Raw genomic sequence first — 17,070 nt, 5'->3', positions numbered from 1 at the left:
AAACGGATCTGGCCGACAGTCAGGTCAATGTCGCCGCGCGGCCCCGATGGGCCGATTTCGCGGCGGCATACATTAACAGCTTTTGGATGTTCAGCGGCTATTCACGCGCTGCTCGAGCAGCTCGCGATTGGCCAGCGACACCAGCTCCCCCTCATCGGTCAGCAGCGTCGTCTTGACCGTGCCGATCTCCTCGATATGCCCTTCGACCTCGCCAATCCGCACCTGCTGGCCCACCTGGTAGAGCTCGCGCACATAGATTCCGGCGATGATCTGCCCGGCGATCTCCCGACTGCCCAGGCCCATCGCCAGCGCAACGGCCAGACCAACGGTCACCAGACCGATGACGATCACATGGTTGAGCAGGTCAGTCTTGACCTCGAGCTGACTGATCGCCACCGAGATGCTGATGATGATCACCAGGCCCTGGACGATGCGACCGACGCCGGCAGCGTACTCCAGGCCGATGCCTTCGGCAGCGCCGCGCACCAGGCCATTGGCCAGTTGTGCCAGCAGCACCCCGGCCAGCAGCACCAGCGCCGCGCCAAACACTTTGGGCAGGTACAGGGCGAGCATGTCCAGGGTCGCGGAAACCCGCTCCAGGCCCAGCGATTCAGCGGCCGAGACCAGGAAGATCAGCAACACGAACCAGTAGACGATCTTGCCGATCAGGGTCGAGATCGGCACCTGGACGCCCACTCGGGCAAGCATCTTGGTCAGCCCGGTGCCACTCATCAGGCGGTCCAGGCCGAACTTGGCCAGCACCTTGGAGAGCAGGGTGTCGAGCAGCTTGGCAACCACGAAGCCAAGCAGCACCACGACCAGCGCGCCGAACAGGTTGGGGATGAAGTTCGCCACCTTGGTCCAAAGGGCAGTCATGGCGGTGACCAGACTCTGGGTCCAGAGATCGAGTTCCATATTCAATCGGCCTTATCTGCGTTTCTGCCGGCGGCAGAGTTGCGGGTAGAGTGTCTGCGGACCGGCGCGACATGCGCCGAGCCATTGTTCACGGCGATCAACAGCGCCTGGCTCCATCGGCCAAGCAGGCTGAACAGGTCGCCCGCGCCCACCTGGCGGTTGGCGGTCTTGAGCACGCGCCCCAGACAGGCGTCATCGTCGCGGTCCTGGCCGGACGGTGCAGCCTTGAGCAGGTCGCGCAAGGATTCTTCAAACGGATCGTGCATGGGCACCTCGCGTAATGTCTGTCAAAGACGAGGGCGCCGAGCCATGGGTCACACGGCGATGTGGGACGAATGTTTCAAAATGAGTGCGCGAACACGCCACGAGGCACCTCACACCCATCGCAACCGCCGGAACAACCACCACTGCCCAACCGCCAGGCCCAGCACGATCAGGCACGCGAACAGAAAACCATAGGGGTTGCCCGAACCCGGAATACCGCCAACGTTGATACCCAGCAGGCCGGTAATGAAGCTCATGGGCAGGAAGATGCAGGTAATGATGCTGAAGCGGTACATCGTCCGGTTCATCCGCTCGCTGCGCCGCCGATCCTCGCTTTCGAGCACCAGGGCCGCCCGTTCGCGGGCCAGTTCCAGCTCTTCGAGGTAGCGGATCAGGCTGTTGTTCAGCTCGTTCCAGTAATCGGTGTCAGGGTCGGCGAACCAGCTGCACTTGTTGCGCGACAACTGGGCATAGATGTCACGCTGTGGGGCAAGGAAACGGCGCAGTGCCGCGGCACGCCGCCGAATCTGCTGCAGGCTCCCGTGCTCCGGCGTATACCGTTCGTCGGATTCCACCTTCTCTTCTTCGAGATCGACCGCTTCCGCCAGGTCGCTGACCAGGGCCTGGACCTTTTCCGTCAGCAGCTCCCCCATCAGCAGCAACAGCTCGGACGCCGACTTCGGCCCCCTGCCCTCGTCCAGTTGCTGGAGAATCTCGTCGCTGGCGCGCAACGGCCGCAGGCGCAACGAGATGACTCGACGCGCCTCGGCGAAGATCCGCACCGAGACCATGTCCTCGGGCTCCGCGCCCGGGTTGAGGTTGACCCCGCGCAGGAACAGCAGCATCTGCTCGCTGGTCAGTTGCAGCAGGCGCGGCCGGGTGTTCTCCTCCAGCAGCAGGTCGCAGGCGAACTCGCTCAGGCCACTGTCGTGCAGCAGCCAGGTACGGGTCTGTGGGTGACTGCGGTCCCAGTGCAGCCACAGGCTTTCCTGCGCCTGCAACTGCAAGCCGTCCAACTCGGTACGGGTCAGCGCACGGGCGCCGCCCTTGCCGTCGAGCACCAGGGCATGCACCAGCCCCCACTGCGCGTTGTCTTCCTCGAACATCAAAGCTCCATCAGCGCACGCGGCGCGTCACTCGGGCATCTTCAGCGGGCTTGGCGAGACGATCACGCCATTGTTGTCGGCATACACGTACTCACCCGGGCGGAAGGTCACACCGGCGAAGGTTACCGCGACGTCGAGGTCGCCGATGCCGCGCTTGTCGGTTTTCATCGGATGGCTGGCCAGCGCCTGGATACCGACGTCGGTCTGGATCAGCACGTCGACATCGCGCACGCAGCCATAGATCAGCAGGCCTTCCCAGCCATTCTTCGCCGCCTTCTCGGCCAGCATGTCGCCCAGCAGCGCACGACGCAGCGAGCCGCCGCCGTCGACCACCAGCACCTTGCCCTTGCCGTCGAGCTCGACCTGCTCCTTGACCAGTGAGTTGTCCTCGAAGCACTTGATGGTGACGATCTGGCCCCCGAAGGAGTCGCGGCCACCAAAGTTGCTGAACATCGGCTCGAGCACCTGGACCAGCTCCGGGTAGGTATCGCACAGGTCGGGGGTTACGTAATGCTGCATGGGAAACTCCTGTCAGTCACAACGAAAGGTCGGGATCTTGCGCCGGGACAAGGCTACACCGGGGATCGGGGCCACGTCATCCGGGACCGGTCAGTCAGTTTCCCCATGCTCGGCCACACGGCTCAACCCGCAACCAGAGACGCCGTCGCCACGGTCGAGGCATGCACCGGCGCCTGCGGATCGCGCAACCAGCGCTCCACCAGCGGCCACACCTGGGCCTGTGCCGCCTTGCTGACCAGCATGTCGACATGACCGAACACTTCGAAGCCTTCCTCGCGCCCCAGGCGCAGGAACTGCTTGCTGTCGCCACCCACCTGTTCGAACAGCTTGCGACAGGCCCAGACCGGATCCTGGAAATCACCGGCGCCGGCCACCGCCAGCAACGGCACATCGACCTTGGCCAGCCCCGCCCACCAGTCATGTTCCTTGTCGCCGAAGCGGCCGAACAGGCCATTCCAGCGCAGGCTCTCCAGGGCCACGCCAATCGGCTCGTCTTCCGGGCCGCGCTTGAACCGCGCACCGGAAATCTGCGCGAAACGCTTGATCAGCATGCCTGCGCCCCATGCCACCGGCGGCACTTTCAGGGGCCAGTAGATGCGACTGACCTGGGTGCCGAAGAGCGCGACGCTGGCGACCAGTCCTTGCTCCAGGTAAGCACCGCCCAGCGCCGCTGCCAGGGTCGTGCCGCCCAGCGAATGGCCGATCCAGTGCGGCGCCCGGCCAGCCTGCTCATGGACGAACGCAGCGATCACCGGCAGATCGTAACGCGCGTAGTCAGCCACACGGTTGTGCCGCCAGTCGCGATTGCGCGGCGACAGGCCATGGCCGCGCATCTCCGCGATCCACACATCGAACCCGGCGCGCGCCAGGAACGCGCCCAGGCCCACGCCCTTGGGCGAGTACCAGAAGCGACGGTTGGAGAAACTGCCATGCACGAGCACGACCGGCACGCCCTGGGCACGCCCTTGATCGGCCAGTCCCAGGCGGGTGACTGCCAACTCGACGCTCGCATCCGGGCTGTTGCCGGCCTTGATCCGATAGACGTCTTCGCTGAGGTCGCCGCGACGCTCGGCACTGAGCAACGCGACGGGAAATTGGGTGCTGCTGCTTTGCATGGATTCACAAACATCTGGAAGACAAAAACATGGGAGCGGGCTTGCCCGGCGATGACGCCCATCGTCGCTGGCGCCATCGCGGGGCAAGCCCGCTCCCACATCCCAACGCGGGCGCGGCGAGCGCGCCCGACGGATCACATCAGGCCGCGCCCTGGCCCTCGGCCAGGAAGAACCAGGTCTCGAGCACCGAGTCAGGGTTCAGCGACACGCTCTCGATACCCTGTTCCATCAGCCACTTGGCCAGGTCCGGGTGATCCGACGGGCCCTGGCCGCAGATACCGATGTACTTGCCGGCCTTGTTGCACGCCTGGATGGCGTTGGCCAGCAGCTTCTTGACCGCAGGATTGCGCTCGTCGAACAGGTGGGCAATGATCCCCGAGTCGCGGTCCAGGCCCAGGGTCAGCTGGGTCAGGTCGTTGGAGCCGATGGAGAAGCCGTCGAAGTACTCGAGGAACTCGTCGGCCAGCAGCGCGTTGGATGGCAGCTCGCACATCATGATCACGCGCAGGCCGTTGTCGCCACGGGCCAGGCCGTTCTCGGCGAGCAGGTCGACGACCTGGCTGGCCTCGCCCAGGGTGCGCACGAACGGCACCATGATCTCGACGTTGGTCAGGCCCATCTCGTTGCGCACGCGCTTGAGGGCGCGGCACTCGAGCTCGAAGCAGTCACGGAACGACTCGCTGATGTAGCGCGAAGCACCACGGAAGCCCAGCATCGGGTTCTCTTCTTCCGGCTCGTAGAGCTTGCCGCCGATCAGGTTGGCGTATTCGTTGGACTTGAAGTCCGACAGACGCACGATGACCTTTTTCGGATAGAAGGCCGCGGCCAGGGTGCTGATGCCCTCGACCAGCTTCTCGACATAGAAGCCGACCGGGTCGTCGTAGCCGGCGATGCGCTTGTCGACGCTGTCCTTGAGCTCCGGCGGCAGGCCTGCATAGTTCAGCAGCGCCTTGGGGTGCACGCCGATCATGCGGTTGATGATGAACTCCAGGCGCGCCAGGCCGACACCGGCGTTGGGCAACTGGGCGAAGTCGAACGCGCGGTCCGGGTTGCCGACGTTCATCATGATCTTGAACGGCAGCTCAGGCATGGCATCGACCGAGTTCTGCTTGACGTCGAAGCCCAGTTCGCCCTCGAAGATGAAACCGGTGTCGCCCTCGGCGCAAGATACGGTGACGCCCTGACCGTCCTTGAGCACCTGGGTGGCGTTACCGCAACCGACCACCGCCGGGATACCCAGCTCACGGGCGATGATCGCCGCGTGGCAGGTACGCCCGCCACGGTTGGTGACGATGGCGCTGGCGCGTTTCATCACCGGTTCCCAGTCCGGGTCGGTCATGTCGGAGACCAGCACGTCGCCGGGCTGGACCTTGTCCATCTCGGACACATCGTGGATCACCCGGACCTTGCCGGCGCCGATACGCTGGCCAATCGCGCGGCCCTCGACCAGCACGGTGCCCTTCTCCTTGAGCAGGTAGCGCTCCATGACATTGGCGCTGGCGCGGCTCTTCACGGTCTCGGGGCGGGCCTGGACGATGTACAGCTTGCCATCGTCGCCATCCTTGGCCCACTCGATGTCCATCGGGCGCTGGTAATGCTGCTCGATGATCATCGCCTGCTTGGCCAGTTCGTTGACCTCGGCGTCGCTCAGGCAGAAGCGCGCGCGCTCGGCACGGTCGACCTCGACGGTCTTGACCGAGCGACCGGCCTTGGCTTCGTCGCCATAGACCATCTTGATCGCCTTGCTGCCCAGGTTGCGGCGCAGGATCGCCGGGCGGCCGGCCTGCAAAGTGTTCTTGTGGACGTAGAACTCGTCCGGGTTGACCGCGCCCTGGACGACGGTCTCACCCAGGCCGTAGGCGCCAGTGATGAACACCACGTCGCGGAAGCCCGACTCGGTGTCGAGGGTGAACATCACGCCAGCGGTACCGGTTTCGGAACGGACCATGCGCTGCACGCCGGCGGACAGGGCGACCAGCTTGTGATCGAAGCCCTGGTGCACGCGATAGGCGATGGCACGGTCGTTGAAGAGCGAAGCGAAGACTTCCTTGGCGGCCCGGATGACGTTGTCGACGCCACGGATGTTGAGGAAGGTCTCCTGCTGGCCGGCGAAGGAGGCGTCCGGCAGGTCTTCGGCTGTGGCCGAGGAGCGCACGGCCACGGCCATGTTCGGGTTGTCCTTGGACATTTCGGCGAACGCTGTGCGGATCTCGGCATCGAGGCGGGCCGGGAACTCGGCCTCCATCACCCACTGGCGGATCTGCGCGCCGGTCTTGGCCAGGGCGTTGACATCGTCGACATCCAGCGCGTCGAGCGCGGCGTGGATGCGCCCGTTCAGGCCGCTCTGCTCGAGGAAGTCACGGTACGCCTGAGCCGTAGTGGCAAAGCCGCCCGGCACCGAGACACCGGCACCCGCAAGGTTGCTGATCATCTCGCCCAGGGATGCGTTCTTGCCCCCCACATGCTCTACATCATGGACGCCGAGCTTATCGAGGGAAACTACGTACTCTACCAAGGTGATCTCTCCACTAACTGTATTGGAAAAGCTCAAGGGCGCTCGCCTGCCGACTCTGCGGCTTGGCCGGGCGCTTGTGGCCTGGACCTGGAAAATAAGTGAGAATGCCGGGCAACCGCGTTCGGCAAACCGAACCTATCATATCCAGAAATATCCGGCAGATTAAGGCCCCTCGCGCAAATGAAACGATCCGCGTTCTTCATCTCCGACGGCACCGGCATCACGGCAGAAACGTTGGGGCAGAGCCTGCTCGCACAATTCGAGAGCATTCCGTTCAATAAATTCACGCGCCCCTACATCGACACGCTAGACAAGGCCAGGGCCATGGTCCAGCAGATCAACGCCGCGGCCGAGCGCGACGGGGTGCGTCCGATCATTTTCGACACCATCGTCAACCAGGACATCCGTGAAGTCCTGGCCACCTCCAATGGCTTCATGATCGACATCTTCTCGACGTTTTTATCCCCGCTCGAGCAGGAATTGACCGCCCATTCGTCGTATTCCGTCGGCAAGTCGCACTCGATCGGCGGCAACTCCAACTACATGGAGCGCATCGAGGCGGTCAACTTCGCCCTCGACAACGACGACGGCGCGCGCACCCACTACTACGACAAGGCCGACCTGATCCTGGTCGGCGTGTCGCGCTGCGGCAAGACCCCGACCTGCCTGTACATGGCCATGCAGTTCGGCATCCGTGCGGCCAACTACCCGTTGACCGAGGAAGACATGGAGCGCCTGCAACTGCCGGCGGTGCTGAAGAAGTACCAGCAGAAGCTGTTCGGCCTGACCATCGACCCCGACCGGCTGACGGCCATCCGCCACGAGCGCAAGCCCAACAGTCGCTATTCGAGCTTTGCCCAGTGCGAGTTCGAGGTGCGCGAGGTGGAGAATCTGTTCCGTCGCGAGAGCATCCCGCATATCAACTCCACGCATTTCTCGGTGGAGGAAATCTCGGCGAAGATCCTCGTGGAAAAAGGCGTCGAGCGGCGCTTCAAGTAACGCCAGGCATGGCGTACGCCTTGCTGGAGCCCTGGCCGGCCGGCTGAAATGAAAAAGCCCCGGCATCTCTGCCGGGGCTTTCTTTTACTGCACCACCTGGATCAGGACGGCACCACCGCCGCCTGCCCGCTCAGCGCCAGGTCGACCAGCTCGCGGTTGGCCACCGCGTACATCGCATAGTCGGTGCCCGTGGCATTGCGCAAGTCGTCGAGCATGGCACGCCAGCGCTCGACCATCACCCGGTGCTGCTCGGCCCACAGCGCCACGCGGGCATCCATGTCGTCCGGCGCGTCGGCCATCTGCAGTACCGAGATGGTGATCGCCCGCTGCTGCAGGTCGATATCGTCGCGGAACGCCTCGCGGGCCAGGGCCTGCCAGTTGTTCTCCACCGGCAGGTTGCTGATCTCCTGCAGGTACCAGGTCAGGTCCAGCGAACTGCCCACGGCGAAGAACGCCTTGGCCACCTGCGCCGGATCGTGACCGGTGACATCCGAGGCCTCGATGATCGGCAGCAGGGTGTACAGGTGCGTGGTGCCGGCGACCATGCGCGCCAGCAGCTCAGGCACGCCGGCCTCGACGAAGCTCTGGTAGCGGACCATCCAGCGCTCGCGAGTCGGGCCTTCCAGCAGCTCGTCGAGCTTGAGCCCCAGCTGGGCGATCTTCGGCCCGAAGTGCGCGACATCGCGACCGGCATCCTGCTCGTTGCGACGGCTGCGCAGGAACCAGCGGGTGGCGCGACGGCCCAGGCGCATCAGTTCGTCCATCAGGGTCAGCTGGATCTCGGCCGGAACCTGGTAGTCCAGTGCCTCGATCTGACGGAACCAGTGCGGCAGGTGGAAGATGTCACGCACGATCACATAGGCACCGGCCACATTGGCCGGGCTCATGCCGGTGGACTCCTTCAGCCGCTGGACGAAGGTGATGCCCATGTTGTTGACCAGGTCGTTGGCGATCTGGGTACTGACGATCTCGCGCTTGAGGCGGTGGCGGCGCATCGGCTCGCCGAACTTGCTCACCAGCGACGGCGGGAACGCAGTTTCCATGTCGCGGGCCAGGTAGTCGTCGTCCGGGACCAGCGACTTGAGCAGTTGCTCCTTGAGGTCGATCTTGCTGTAGGAGATCAGCACCGACAGTTCGGCACGGGTCAGGCCCTGGCCAGCCGCGAGGCGCTCGGCCAGTTGCTCCTCGGTGGGCAGGAACTCGATGGCACGGTCGAGCTTGCCGCGGCTCTCGAGGTCAGCCATCAGGCGCTTGTACTCGGCGATGCGCTCGCGGGCGCGGCGCGCCGCCAGCGACAAGGCCTGGGTCTGCTTGTAGTTGTTGCCCAGCACCAGCCCGGACACTTCGTCGGTCATGCTGCCCAGCAACTGGTTGCGCTGCTTCTCGGTCATGTCGCCACCCTGCACCACTTCGTTGAGCAGGATCTTGATGTTGACCTCGTGGTCGGAGCAGTCGACGCCGCCAGCGTTGTCGATGAAGTCGGTGTTGGTGGCACCGCCGTGCAGGCCGAACTCGACGCGGCCAAGCTGGGTCATGCCGAGGTTGCCGCCCTCGCCCACCACCTTGCAGCGCAGCTCGTTGCCGTTGACCCGCAAGGCGTCGTTGGCCTTGTCGCCAACATCGGCGTGGCTTTCGCTACTGGCCTTGACGTAGGTGCCGATGCCGCCGTTCCACAGCAGGTCCACCGGGGCCTGCAGCAGAGCGTGCAGCAACTCGGTCGGGGTCAGGCGGTCGGCTTCGATGGCGAAGCGCTCCTTCATCTGCGGGCTGATGGCGATACTCTTGGCGCTGCGCGGGAAGATCCCGCCACCTTCGGACATGATGCTGGCGTCGTAGTCGCTCCACGCCGAGCGCGGCAGGTCGAACAGGCGCTTGCGCTCGACGAAGCTGGTGGCCGGATCCGGATTCGGGTCGACGAAGATGTGCAGGTGGTTGAACGCCGCCACCAGTTGCAGCTTGTCGGACATCAGCAGGCCGTTGCCGAATACGTCGCCGGCCATGTCGCCGATGCCGACCACGGTGATCGGATCTTGCTGCACGTTGATGCCGCGCTCGCGGAAGTGGCGCTGCACGCCGACCCAGGCGCCACGGGCGGTGATGCCCATCTTCTTGTGGTCATAGCCGGCCGAACCGCCGGAGGCGAAGGCATCGCCCAGCCAGAAGCCGTAGTCGATGGCGATGCCGTTGGCGATGTCGGAGAAGGTCGCGGTGCCTTTGTCGGCCGCCACCACCAGGTACGGATCGTCGTCATCGTGACGCACCACGTTGGCCGGCGGCACCACGCCACCGTCCTTGAGGTTGTCGGTGATGTCGAGCAGGCCGGAGATGAAGATGCGGTAGCAGGCCACGCCCTCGGCGGCGATCTCGTCCCGGCTGCCGCCCAGCGGCAGGCGGCGTGGCAGGAAGCCGCCCTTGGCGCCGACCGGCACGATCACCGAGTTCTTCACCTGTTGCGCCTTGACCAGGCCCAGCACCTCGGTGCGGAAGTCTTCCTCGCGGTCCGACCAGCGCAGGCCGCCGCGGGCGACGTTGCCGAAGCGCAGGTGCACGCCCTCGACCCGCGGCGAGTAGACGAAGATCTCGAACTTCGGCACTGGCTTGGGCAGCTCGGGGATCAGCTTGGGGTTGAACTTGAAGCTGAAGTACGACTTGTTCTGGCCGTTGGCGTCCGGCTGGTAGAAGTTGGTACGCAGGGTGGCCTTGATCAGGTCCAGGTAGCGACGCAGGATGCGGTCCTCGTTGAGCACCTGGACATCGTCCAGGGCGGTGAGGATTGCCTGCTCCAGGCGCTGCTGCTTGTCGTCGAGGTCGTCCTGGGTCAGCTTGCGCGCCAGGTAGAAGCGGGTCTTGAACAGCCGGGTCAGCTCGCGGGCGATATCGGTGTGGTTGTTCAGGGTGCTGGCGATGTAGCCCAGGTCGAAGCCCAGGCGGATCTGCTTGAGGTAGCGGGCATAGGCGCGCAGCAACGCCACGTCGCGCCACGGCAGGCCGGCGGTCAGCACCAGGCGGTTGAAGGCGTCGTTCTCGGCGTCGCCCTTGACGATATGGACGAAGGCGTCCTGGAAGGTGTCGTTGAGCTGCTGGATATCCAGGTTCAGGCCTTCGCTGTAGGTGAAGGCGAAGTCGTGGATCCAGAACTCGCGGCCGCTGGCGTGGCGCAGGCGATACGGGAACTCGCCGAGCACGCGCAGGCCGAGGTTCTCCAGGATCGGCAGCACGTCCGACAGCGCCAGCGGCGTGTCGGCGTGGTACAGCTTGCAATGCAGCTGGCGCTCACCGAGCTGGGTCAGCGGCTGGTAGAAGCTCATGGCCAGCGGCCGGGCCTCGGACAGGCTCAGCACGTGCTGCATGTCGACCACCGCCGAATGGGCGGCGAAGCGCTCGCGGTAGCCGGCCGGGAAACCCTTGGGGAAGTCGGCGAGGATGTTGGTGCCCTGGGCCTCGCCGAAGTTTTCCACCACCAGCGCCGAGAAGTCGTCCTGCCACGAGCGGCAGGCCTGGACCACTTCCTTTTCCAGTTGCTGCGGGTCGATGTCGATGCGGTTCTTCGGGTCGACCCGCAGGATCAGCTGCACGCGGGCCAGCACCGACTCGGAGAAGAAGGTCCAGAACTCGCAGTCGGTGGCCTTCAGGCGCTCCATCAGCACCTGCTGGATCTTCTGGCGCACCTCGGTGGAGTAGATCTCCCGCGGGACATAGGCCAGGCAGTAGCAGAAGCGACCGTACGGATCCTTGCGCAGGAACACGCGGATCTTGTTGCGTTCCTGGATCTGCACGATCGACATGGCCGTGCTGAACAGCTCGTCGACCGGGGTCTGGAACAGGTCGTCGCGCGGCAGCACCTCGAGCACCTGGGCCAGTTCCTTGCCCAGGTGGGCTTTCGGGTCGAAGTGCGAGCGGCGCTCGACCTCGGCGACCTTGCCACGGATGTAGGGGATGGTGTGCACGCTCTCGCCATACACCGACGAGGTGTACAGGCCCATGAAGCGGCATTCCCTGATCACGTTGCCGTCTTTGTCGATCTGGCGGATCGACACGTAGTCCGGGTAGGCCGGACGGTGCACGCGGCTCGGTTGCGAGGCCTTGGCGAACGACAGCAGGCGCGGTTCGCGCAGGTAGGCGACGGCGTAGTCCTCGATGCGCAGGTCGTCGGCGCCCAGGCCGGCGCGCAGCAGGCGAGCCAGGCCGAGGAACGAGGCTTCGTCGTAGACCAGGTGGCCACCGCCGGCATCGGCCTCGACGGTGAACTCCTCGTAGCCGAGGAAGGTGAAATGGTTGTCCAGCAGCCACGACAGGAAGCTCTTCACCTCGGCCTTGTCGTTCTGCGCCGGGCCGAAGGCGTTGTGCTCGACCAGTTCCAGCAGTTCGCGGATCTTGGCCTTCATCGGCTCGAAGTCGGCGACCACGCCGCGCACCTCGGCCAGCACCTGCTCCAGCTCCTTGGCCAGGGTGCTGAGCTCGGCGGCATTGGAGCAGCGGTCGATCTCCAGGTACATCAGCGACTCATGGCTGACGCCCTCGCCCTGGCTGCCCTTGGGCAGCAGCTCGGCCAACTCGCCCCTGGCGCCGCGGCGCACGCTGAGCACGGTGGTCTGCAGGGTGTGGATGCTGTAGCCGCGGCGGTTGAGCTCGGTACGCACCGAGTCGACCAGGAACGGCAGGTCATGGTGCAGGACCTCGACCACGGTGTGGGTCGACTGCCAGCCGTGGCGTTCGTAATCGGGGTTGTAGACCCGCACTTGCGGGTGCTGGGGGTCGAAGCGCTCGATGATGCGCCAGGCGGACAGCGTGCAGCCGGCCAGGTCCGACAGCCTGCGCTGAGTAAGTTCGTCCAGAGAGATGATGCCGAAGAACTGCTCGGCGAACAGTGCCACTTGTGGCAGGGACTGTTCGCTGATGTGCTGCGCCAGGGCCGCTTGCAGTTGATGCTGGAAGTCGGCTTTGCTGGCTGCGGTGAAGAACGCCATCTGTGGTACTCCGCTTGGGCTTTGTTATAGGTGAAGCGTCGCGTACGTGCGCCTTGTACGGATCAACCATAGCCAACCCGTGGCAAGACAGGAGCGTTGGGCACCTGCAAAAGCGACTGCCCGGTGGCTGTGCCTTTACGGGAACCCATCGACTGGGCAGCTTAACGACTGAGCAGTCATCCCGGCTTGCAGCGCTGCGACAATTTCGGTCAATGCGCGGTAACTTTACGTTTATCGATAAGCGCAAGGCTGTCAGAATTCCTTTTCATTTCCATTGACCCGAGCCCTCTCATGCAATTGAAGACCGCCCTGCTGTTCGCCACGCCCTGCGACGACGAGGAAGACAACATGGCGACCCTGTGCTGCCACAGCGACAAGGGCCAGATGTTCCTGCTGACCCGTTACCCGGACGAAGACACCGTCGACCTGACCCTGGACGACGAGCCCTCGACCCTGGACGGACTGAAGGTAACCCTGGCTGCCGATCGCCTGCTGATCGAAGTGGCGCCCGGGGATCGCGATGCGCTCAAGGGCGACGAGCAACTGGAGATCATCCTGACCAGCGCCGGCACCGACCTGGACGAAGTGAAGCAAACCCTGCGCAACATCCTAGACGGTACCGGCACCTTCGTCTGCGAAGTCTGAAGCCGACCCATCACCTGCAGGCGCGGCCTTGTGTCGCGAGAGGATCGCAACGCGGCCCCAGGATTTGCCCGCCAACACCCCAGCGCCGGGGCTGCTGCGCAGCCCTTTCGCAAGGCAAGGCCGCCCCTGCAGGCTGCGCGCAAGGCATCCGGACATTGACAGGCCACCACTCGCGCAGGCATTGTCTGACAACCTGATCAATAGGCACTTCCCGTCCATGCTCGAGCTCCAGCGCCCCGACACCCTCGTCGAACGCGTCGTCGGCGCCATCCGCGCCGAAATCGATGCCGGCCGCCTGGCCGCCGAATCACGCCTGCCCACCGAACAGCAACTGGCCGAACAGCTGAACGTCAGCCGTTCGGTAGTGCGCGAGGCCGTGGCGCAGCTCAAGGCCGACGGCGTGCTGATCGCTCGTCGCGGGCTTGGCTCGTACATCTCGCAGACGCCTCACGGCACGGTGTTCCGCTTCCCCGACAGCGGTCGCAAGCCGGACCTGGTGCAGATGTTCGAAATGCGCCTGTGGATCGAGACCCAGGCCGCCGCCATCGCCGCCCGCCGCCGCGACGCCGACGACCTGAGCCGCATGGCCCTCGCCCTGGGCACCATGGAAGACCCGCGCAGCGATTTCGCCACCGCCTCTGCCGCCGACGTGGCCTTCCACCGCGCCATCGCCGAAGCCAGCAAGAACGACTACTTCGTCGCCTTCCACGATTTCCTCGGTGGCCAGCTGGCCGCCGCGCGCCGTACCGCCTGGGAAAACTCCGCCAGCCCCGCAGTGGGCGGCTCGGCCGATGCCCTGCGCGAGCACCGGGCGTTGTACCAGGCCATTGCCGACGGCGACCGCCTGGCCGCCGCAGCCTGCGCCGAAGCGCACCTGCGGGCCTCGGCCAAGCGCCTGAAACTCGATCTTCCCGCCCTCGACTGATCCCGGAGAACCCCATCGCGACCTGGCGAGGCTTTCACGCGCACTAGTTAGTCTGACAACCTGATAAGCAGATCCACCGACAAGAATTCCAAGGTAACCCCTGCATGACCTACGACTACTGCATCATCGGCGGCGGCATCGTCGGCCTCGCCACCGCCATGGCCCTGCTCGAACAGCGCCCCGGCGCCTCGCTGCTGATCCTGGAAAAGGAAGCCAGCCTCGGCCGCCACCAGACCGGCCACAACAGCGGCGTGATCCACGCCGGCATCTACTATGCCCCCGGCAGCCTCAAGGCCGAGCTGTGCAAGCGCGGCGCCCAGGCGACCAAGGACTTCTGCCGCGAGCATGGCATCGCCTTCGAAGTCTGCGGCAAGCTGCTGGTAGCCTCCAACGAGCTGGAGATGCAGCGCATGCAGGCGCTGTACGAGCGCTCGCAGCAGAACGGCCTGAAGGTCGAGCGCCTGGACGCCGCCGCGCTGCGCGAGCGCGAGCCGAACATCGTCGGCCAGGGCGCGCTGTTCCTCGATGCCACCGGCATCGTCGACTACACCCAGGTGTGCAACGCCATGGCCAAGGTGATCCGCCAGGCTGGCGGCGAGCTGCACCTGTCGACCCGCGTGCAGGCCATCCAGGAGCACGCCGACCACGTCGCCATCGGCACCGACAGCCACACCTGGCGCGCCCGCCAGCTGGTGGCCTGCGCCGGCCTGCAGTCCGATCGCCTGGCACGCCTGGCCGGGGTGCAGATCGACCACCAGATCATCCCCTTCCGCGGCGAGTACTACCGCCTGCCGGCGAGCAAGAACCAGATCGTCAACCACCTGATCTACCCGATCCCCGACCCGGAGCTGCCGTTCCTCGGCGTGCACCTGACGCGGATGATCGATGGCAGCGTCACCGTCGGCCCCAACGCCGTGCTCGGCTTCGGCCGGGAGAACTACCGCAAGCTCTCGGTGAACTGGCGCGACGTCGCCGAATACATGCGCTTTCCGGGGTTCTGGAAAACGATCTGGAACAACCTCGGCTCCGGCACCACCGAGATGAAGAACTCGCTGTTCAAGCGCGGCTACCTGGAGCAGTGCCGCAAGTACTGCCCGTCGCTCGAGGTCGAGGACCTGCTGCCCTACGAGGCCGGCATCCGCGCCCAGGCAGTGATGCGCGACGGCACCCTGGTGCACGACTTCCTGTTCGCCGAGACGCCACGCATGGTGCATGTGTGCAATGCGCCGTCGCCGGCCGCCACTTCGGCCATTCCCATCGGCCAGATGATCGCCGAGAAAATCCTCAAGGCCCGCTGATCCACCCGCTGCATCCACAATTACAAAGACAACAAGGAAAACCCGATGTCGGTACACGAGACGGCCCTGGCCGCGAGCGAAACACCCGAACAGCAACGCAAGCGCCTGCGCAAGGTGGCGGCGGCGACGATCTTCGGCTCGATGCTGGAGTGGTATGACTTCTACCTGTACGCCACCATGGCGGCGATCGTCTTCTCGAAGATCTTCTTCGACCCGAGCAACCCGGCGGTGGCCTCGCTGCTGGCATTCTCCACCTTCGCCATCGGCTTTATCGCGCGCCCCTTCGGCGGCGTGCTGTTCGGCTACCTGGGCGACCGCTTCGGGCGCAAGCAGGTGCTGGTGATCACCTTCTGCATGATGGGCCTGTGCACCGCGCTGATCGGCCTGATCCCCGGCTACGCCACGATCGGCATCTGGGCGCCGATCCTGCTGGTGGTGATCCGCATCATCCAGGGCCTGGGCGCCGGCGCCGAGCTGTCGGGCGCGGCGGTGACCTCCTACGAGCACGCCAGCGAAGGCAAGCGCGGCAGCCAGGGTGCCTGGCCGGCACTGGGGCTGAACCTGGGGCTGCTGCTGTCATCGCTGACCGTGTACCTGCTGACCATGAACGGCAATGAATTCCTCCTGGCCGGCGGCTGGCGCATTCCGTTCATCGCCAGCATCGTCCTGGTGGCGGTGGGCCTGTGGGTGCGCAAGAGCATCCCCGAGACCCCGGACTTCAAGGCGCTCGACAAGGCCGACGACAAGCCGCAGACGTCGCCGCTGAAGCTGCTGTTCCAGAACGACCTCAAGGGCCTGGCCGTGGTGTTCTTCGTCGCCGTCGGCTACAACGCCCTGAGCTACATCTTCAAGACTTTCTCGCTGGCCTACCTGACCCAGTTCAAGGGCGTCGAAGCCCATGTCACCTCGCTGTCGGTGACCCTCGCCAGCCTGGTGGCGATCTTCGCCGTGCCGTTCTTCGGCTGGTTGTGCGACCGCTGGAGCAGCAAGACCGTGCTGATGCTTGGCGGAGTGCTGTCGGCGCTGTTCGCCTTTCCGTTCCTGCAACTGCTGTCGACAGGCGAGCCGCTGCTGATCTACGTCGCCATCGCCGTCGGCACCGGTATTCTCGCGCCGATGATGTTCGCCCCGCAGGGTTCGTTCCTCAGCCGCCAGTTCCCGCCCCAGACGCGTTCGTCCGGCTTCGGCACCGGGCGCGAGATCGGCACCGCGGTGGCCGGCGGGCTGGCGCCGCTGGGAGGGCTGGCCTTGGTGGCGAATTCAGCGACCCACTCCACCGACGGCGTGGCGCTGATCCTCGCGGTGGCCGGCGTGCTGGTGGTGCTGTTCGCATTCTTCGACCAGGGCTGGCGACACTCGAAGTCGAAGAACTGAGCCATCCCACCCGGCAACCCCCAACCTGTAGGAGCCAGCCTTGCTGGCAAAGCCGGCTCCTACAGGGTTCCGCCGGGCTTCGCCGCCTGCATTGACAGCCCCGCAGCATCAGATATTCCCCGATACATCCTACAAATCCATCAGACGCTTCCCTGATGGATGAGCCTCCCTCCCCCTAGTATCATCTCGCCTTCACGGACCACCCGGGACCTTGCGTCCCTGCCTAAGGAAGGCTGTACCTGATGACCGCTGCACCCGCCGTTCCCGCGCTCACCGAGCGCGAGATCCAGATCGCCGTCGCCCCCCTGCACACCCTCCTCAGCGAAGACCTCGGCGCCGCCGCCGCTTCCGTCGACCACTGGCTGCAGGAAATCAGCTACGGCCTGGTCGACCTGCAACTGCTGCGCCAGCACGCCGAAAGCATCCCG

13 protein-coding genes are annotated in these 17,070 nt (G+C 65.1%); 6 read left to right on the top strand and 7 right to left on the bottom strand.

The features are described 5' to 3' along the window. Nucleotides 1-90 precede the first annotated feature (90 nt). The 6 genes from F3J43_RS14675 to ppsA all read right to left on the bottom strand — a co-directional run bounded on the left by F3J43_RS14675 (nucleotide 91) and on the right by ppsA (nucleotide 6,434). Entirely contained in the window at nucleotides 91-915 is an 825-nt protein-coding gene (locus tag F3J43_RS14675; RefSeq protein WP_166887631.1) for a mechanosensitive ion channel family protein, read from the bottom strand. Between the two features lie 2 nt (nucleotides 916-917). Next, entirely contained in the window at nucleotides 918-1,181 is a 264-nt protein-coding gene (locus tag F3J43_RS14670) for a CrfX protein (RefSeq protein WP_166887628.1), read from the bottom strand. Between the two features lie 108 nt (nucleotides 1,182-1,289). After that, nucleotides 1,290-2,285, bottom strand: coding sequence for a divalent cation transporter CmaX (gene cmaX, locus F3J43_RS14665; protein ID WP_166887625.1), 996 nt, complete (start codon nucleotides 2,283-2,285; stop codon nucleotides 1,290-1,292). A 27-nt stretch (nucleotides 2,286-2,312) separates the two neighbouring features. After that, on the bottom strand, nucleotides 2,313-2,804 hold the full coding sequence (rraA, locus tag F3J43_RS14660) for a ribonuclease E activity regulator RraA (RefSeq protein WP_166887622.1): 492 nt from the start codon (nucleotides 2,802-2,804) through the stop codon (nucleotides 2,313-2,315). 122 nt (nucleotides 2,805-2,926) lie between these two features. Next, a complete protein-coding gene (locus tag F3J43_RS14655; RefSeq protein ID WP_166887619.1) occupies nucleotides 2,927-3,919 on the bottom strand; it encodes an alpha/beta fold hydrolase in 993 nt (330 codons plus the stop codon). A 139-nt stretch (nucleotides 3,920-4,058) separates the two neighbouring features. Then, on the bottom strand, nucleotides 4,059-6,434 hold the full coding sequence (gene ppsA / locus F3J43_RS14650) for a phosphoenolpyruvate synthase (RefSeq protein WP_166887616.1): 2,376 nt from the start codon (nucleotides 6,432-6,434) through the stop codon (nucleotides 4,059-4,061). Between the two features lie 180 nt (nucleotides 6,435-6,614). On the opposite strand from ppsA, the gene ppsR reads away from it, so the two are divergent. Further along, on the top strand, nucleotides 6,615-7,433 hold the full coding sequence (gene ppsR, locus F3J43_RS14645; RefSeq protein WP_166887613.1) for a posphoenolpyruvate synthetase regulatory kinase/phosphorylase PpsR: 819 nt from the start codon (nucleotides 6,615-6,617) through the stop codon (nucleotides 7,431-7,433). A gap of 101 nt (nucleotides 7,434-7,534) precedes the next feature. On the opposite strand, the gene F3J43_RS14640 is transcribed toward ppsR, so the two are convergent. Beyond that, a complete protein-coding gene (locus F3J43_RS14640; protein ID WP_166887610.1) occupies nucleotides 7,535-12,400 on the bottom strand; it encodes an NAD-glutamate dehydrogenase in 4,866 nt (1,621 codons plus the stop codon). Between the two features lie 291 nt (nucleotides 12,401-12,691). Here F3J43_RS14640 and F3J43_RS14635 point away from each other — a divergent pair, with 291 nt between their 5' ends. The 5 genes from F3J43_RS14635 to F3J43_RS14615 all read left to right on the top strand — a co-directional run. Further along, the gene (locus F3J43_RS14635) at nucleotides 12,692-13,045 is read left to right on the top strand and encodes a hypothetical protein (RefSeq protein ID WP_166887607.1); all 354 of its coding nucleotides are present in this window, start codon (nucleotides 12,692-12,694) and stop codon (nucleotides 13,043-13,045) included. A gap of 217 nt (nucleotides 13,046-13,262) precedes the next feature. Then, nucleotides 13,263-13,970, top strand: coding sequence for a FadR/GntR family transcriptional regulator (locus tag F3J43_RS14630; protein WP_166887604.1), 708 nt, complete (start codon nucleotides 13,263-13,265; stop codon nucleotides 13,968-13,970). A gap of 104 nt (nucleotides 13,971-14,074) precedes the next feature. Then, a complete protein-coding gene (gene lhgD, locus F3J43_RS14625; RefSeq protein WP_166887601.1) occupies nucleotides 14,075-15,268 on the top strand; it encodes an L-2-hydroxyglutarate dehydrogenase in 1,194 nt (397 codons plus the stop codon). Between the two features lie 45 nt (nucleotides 15,269-15,313). Further along, the gene (locus F3J43_RS14620; RefSeq protein WP_166887598.1) at nucleotides 15,314-16,642 is read left to right on the top strand and encodes an MFS transporter; all 1,329 of its coding nucleotides are present in this window, start codon (nucleotides 15,314-15,316) and stop codon (nucleotides 16,640-16,642) included. Between the two features lie 242 nt (nucleotides 16,643-16,884). Then, a partial coding sequence (locus F3J43_RS14615) for a hypothetical protein (protein ID WP_166887595.1) occupies nucleotides 16,885-17,070 on the top strand: 186 nt, incomplete at its 3' end.

The organism is Pantoea sp. Cy-639, from assembly GCF_011752525.1.
GTDB lineage: Bacteria > Pseudomonadota > Gammaproteobacteria > Pseudomonadales > Pseudomonadaceae > Aquipseudomonas.
Note: the sequence above shows the minus strand (reverse complement) of the source record. Positions and strands in the feature narration are given on the sequence as shown.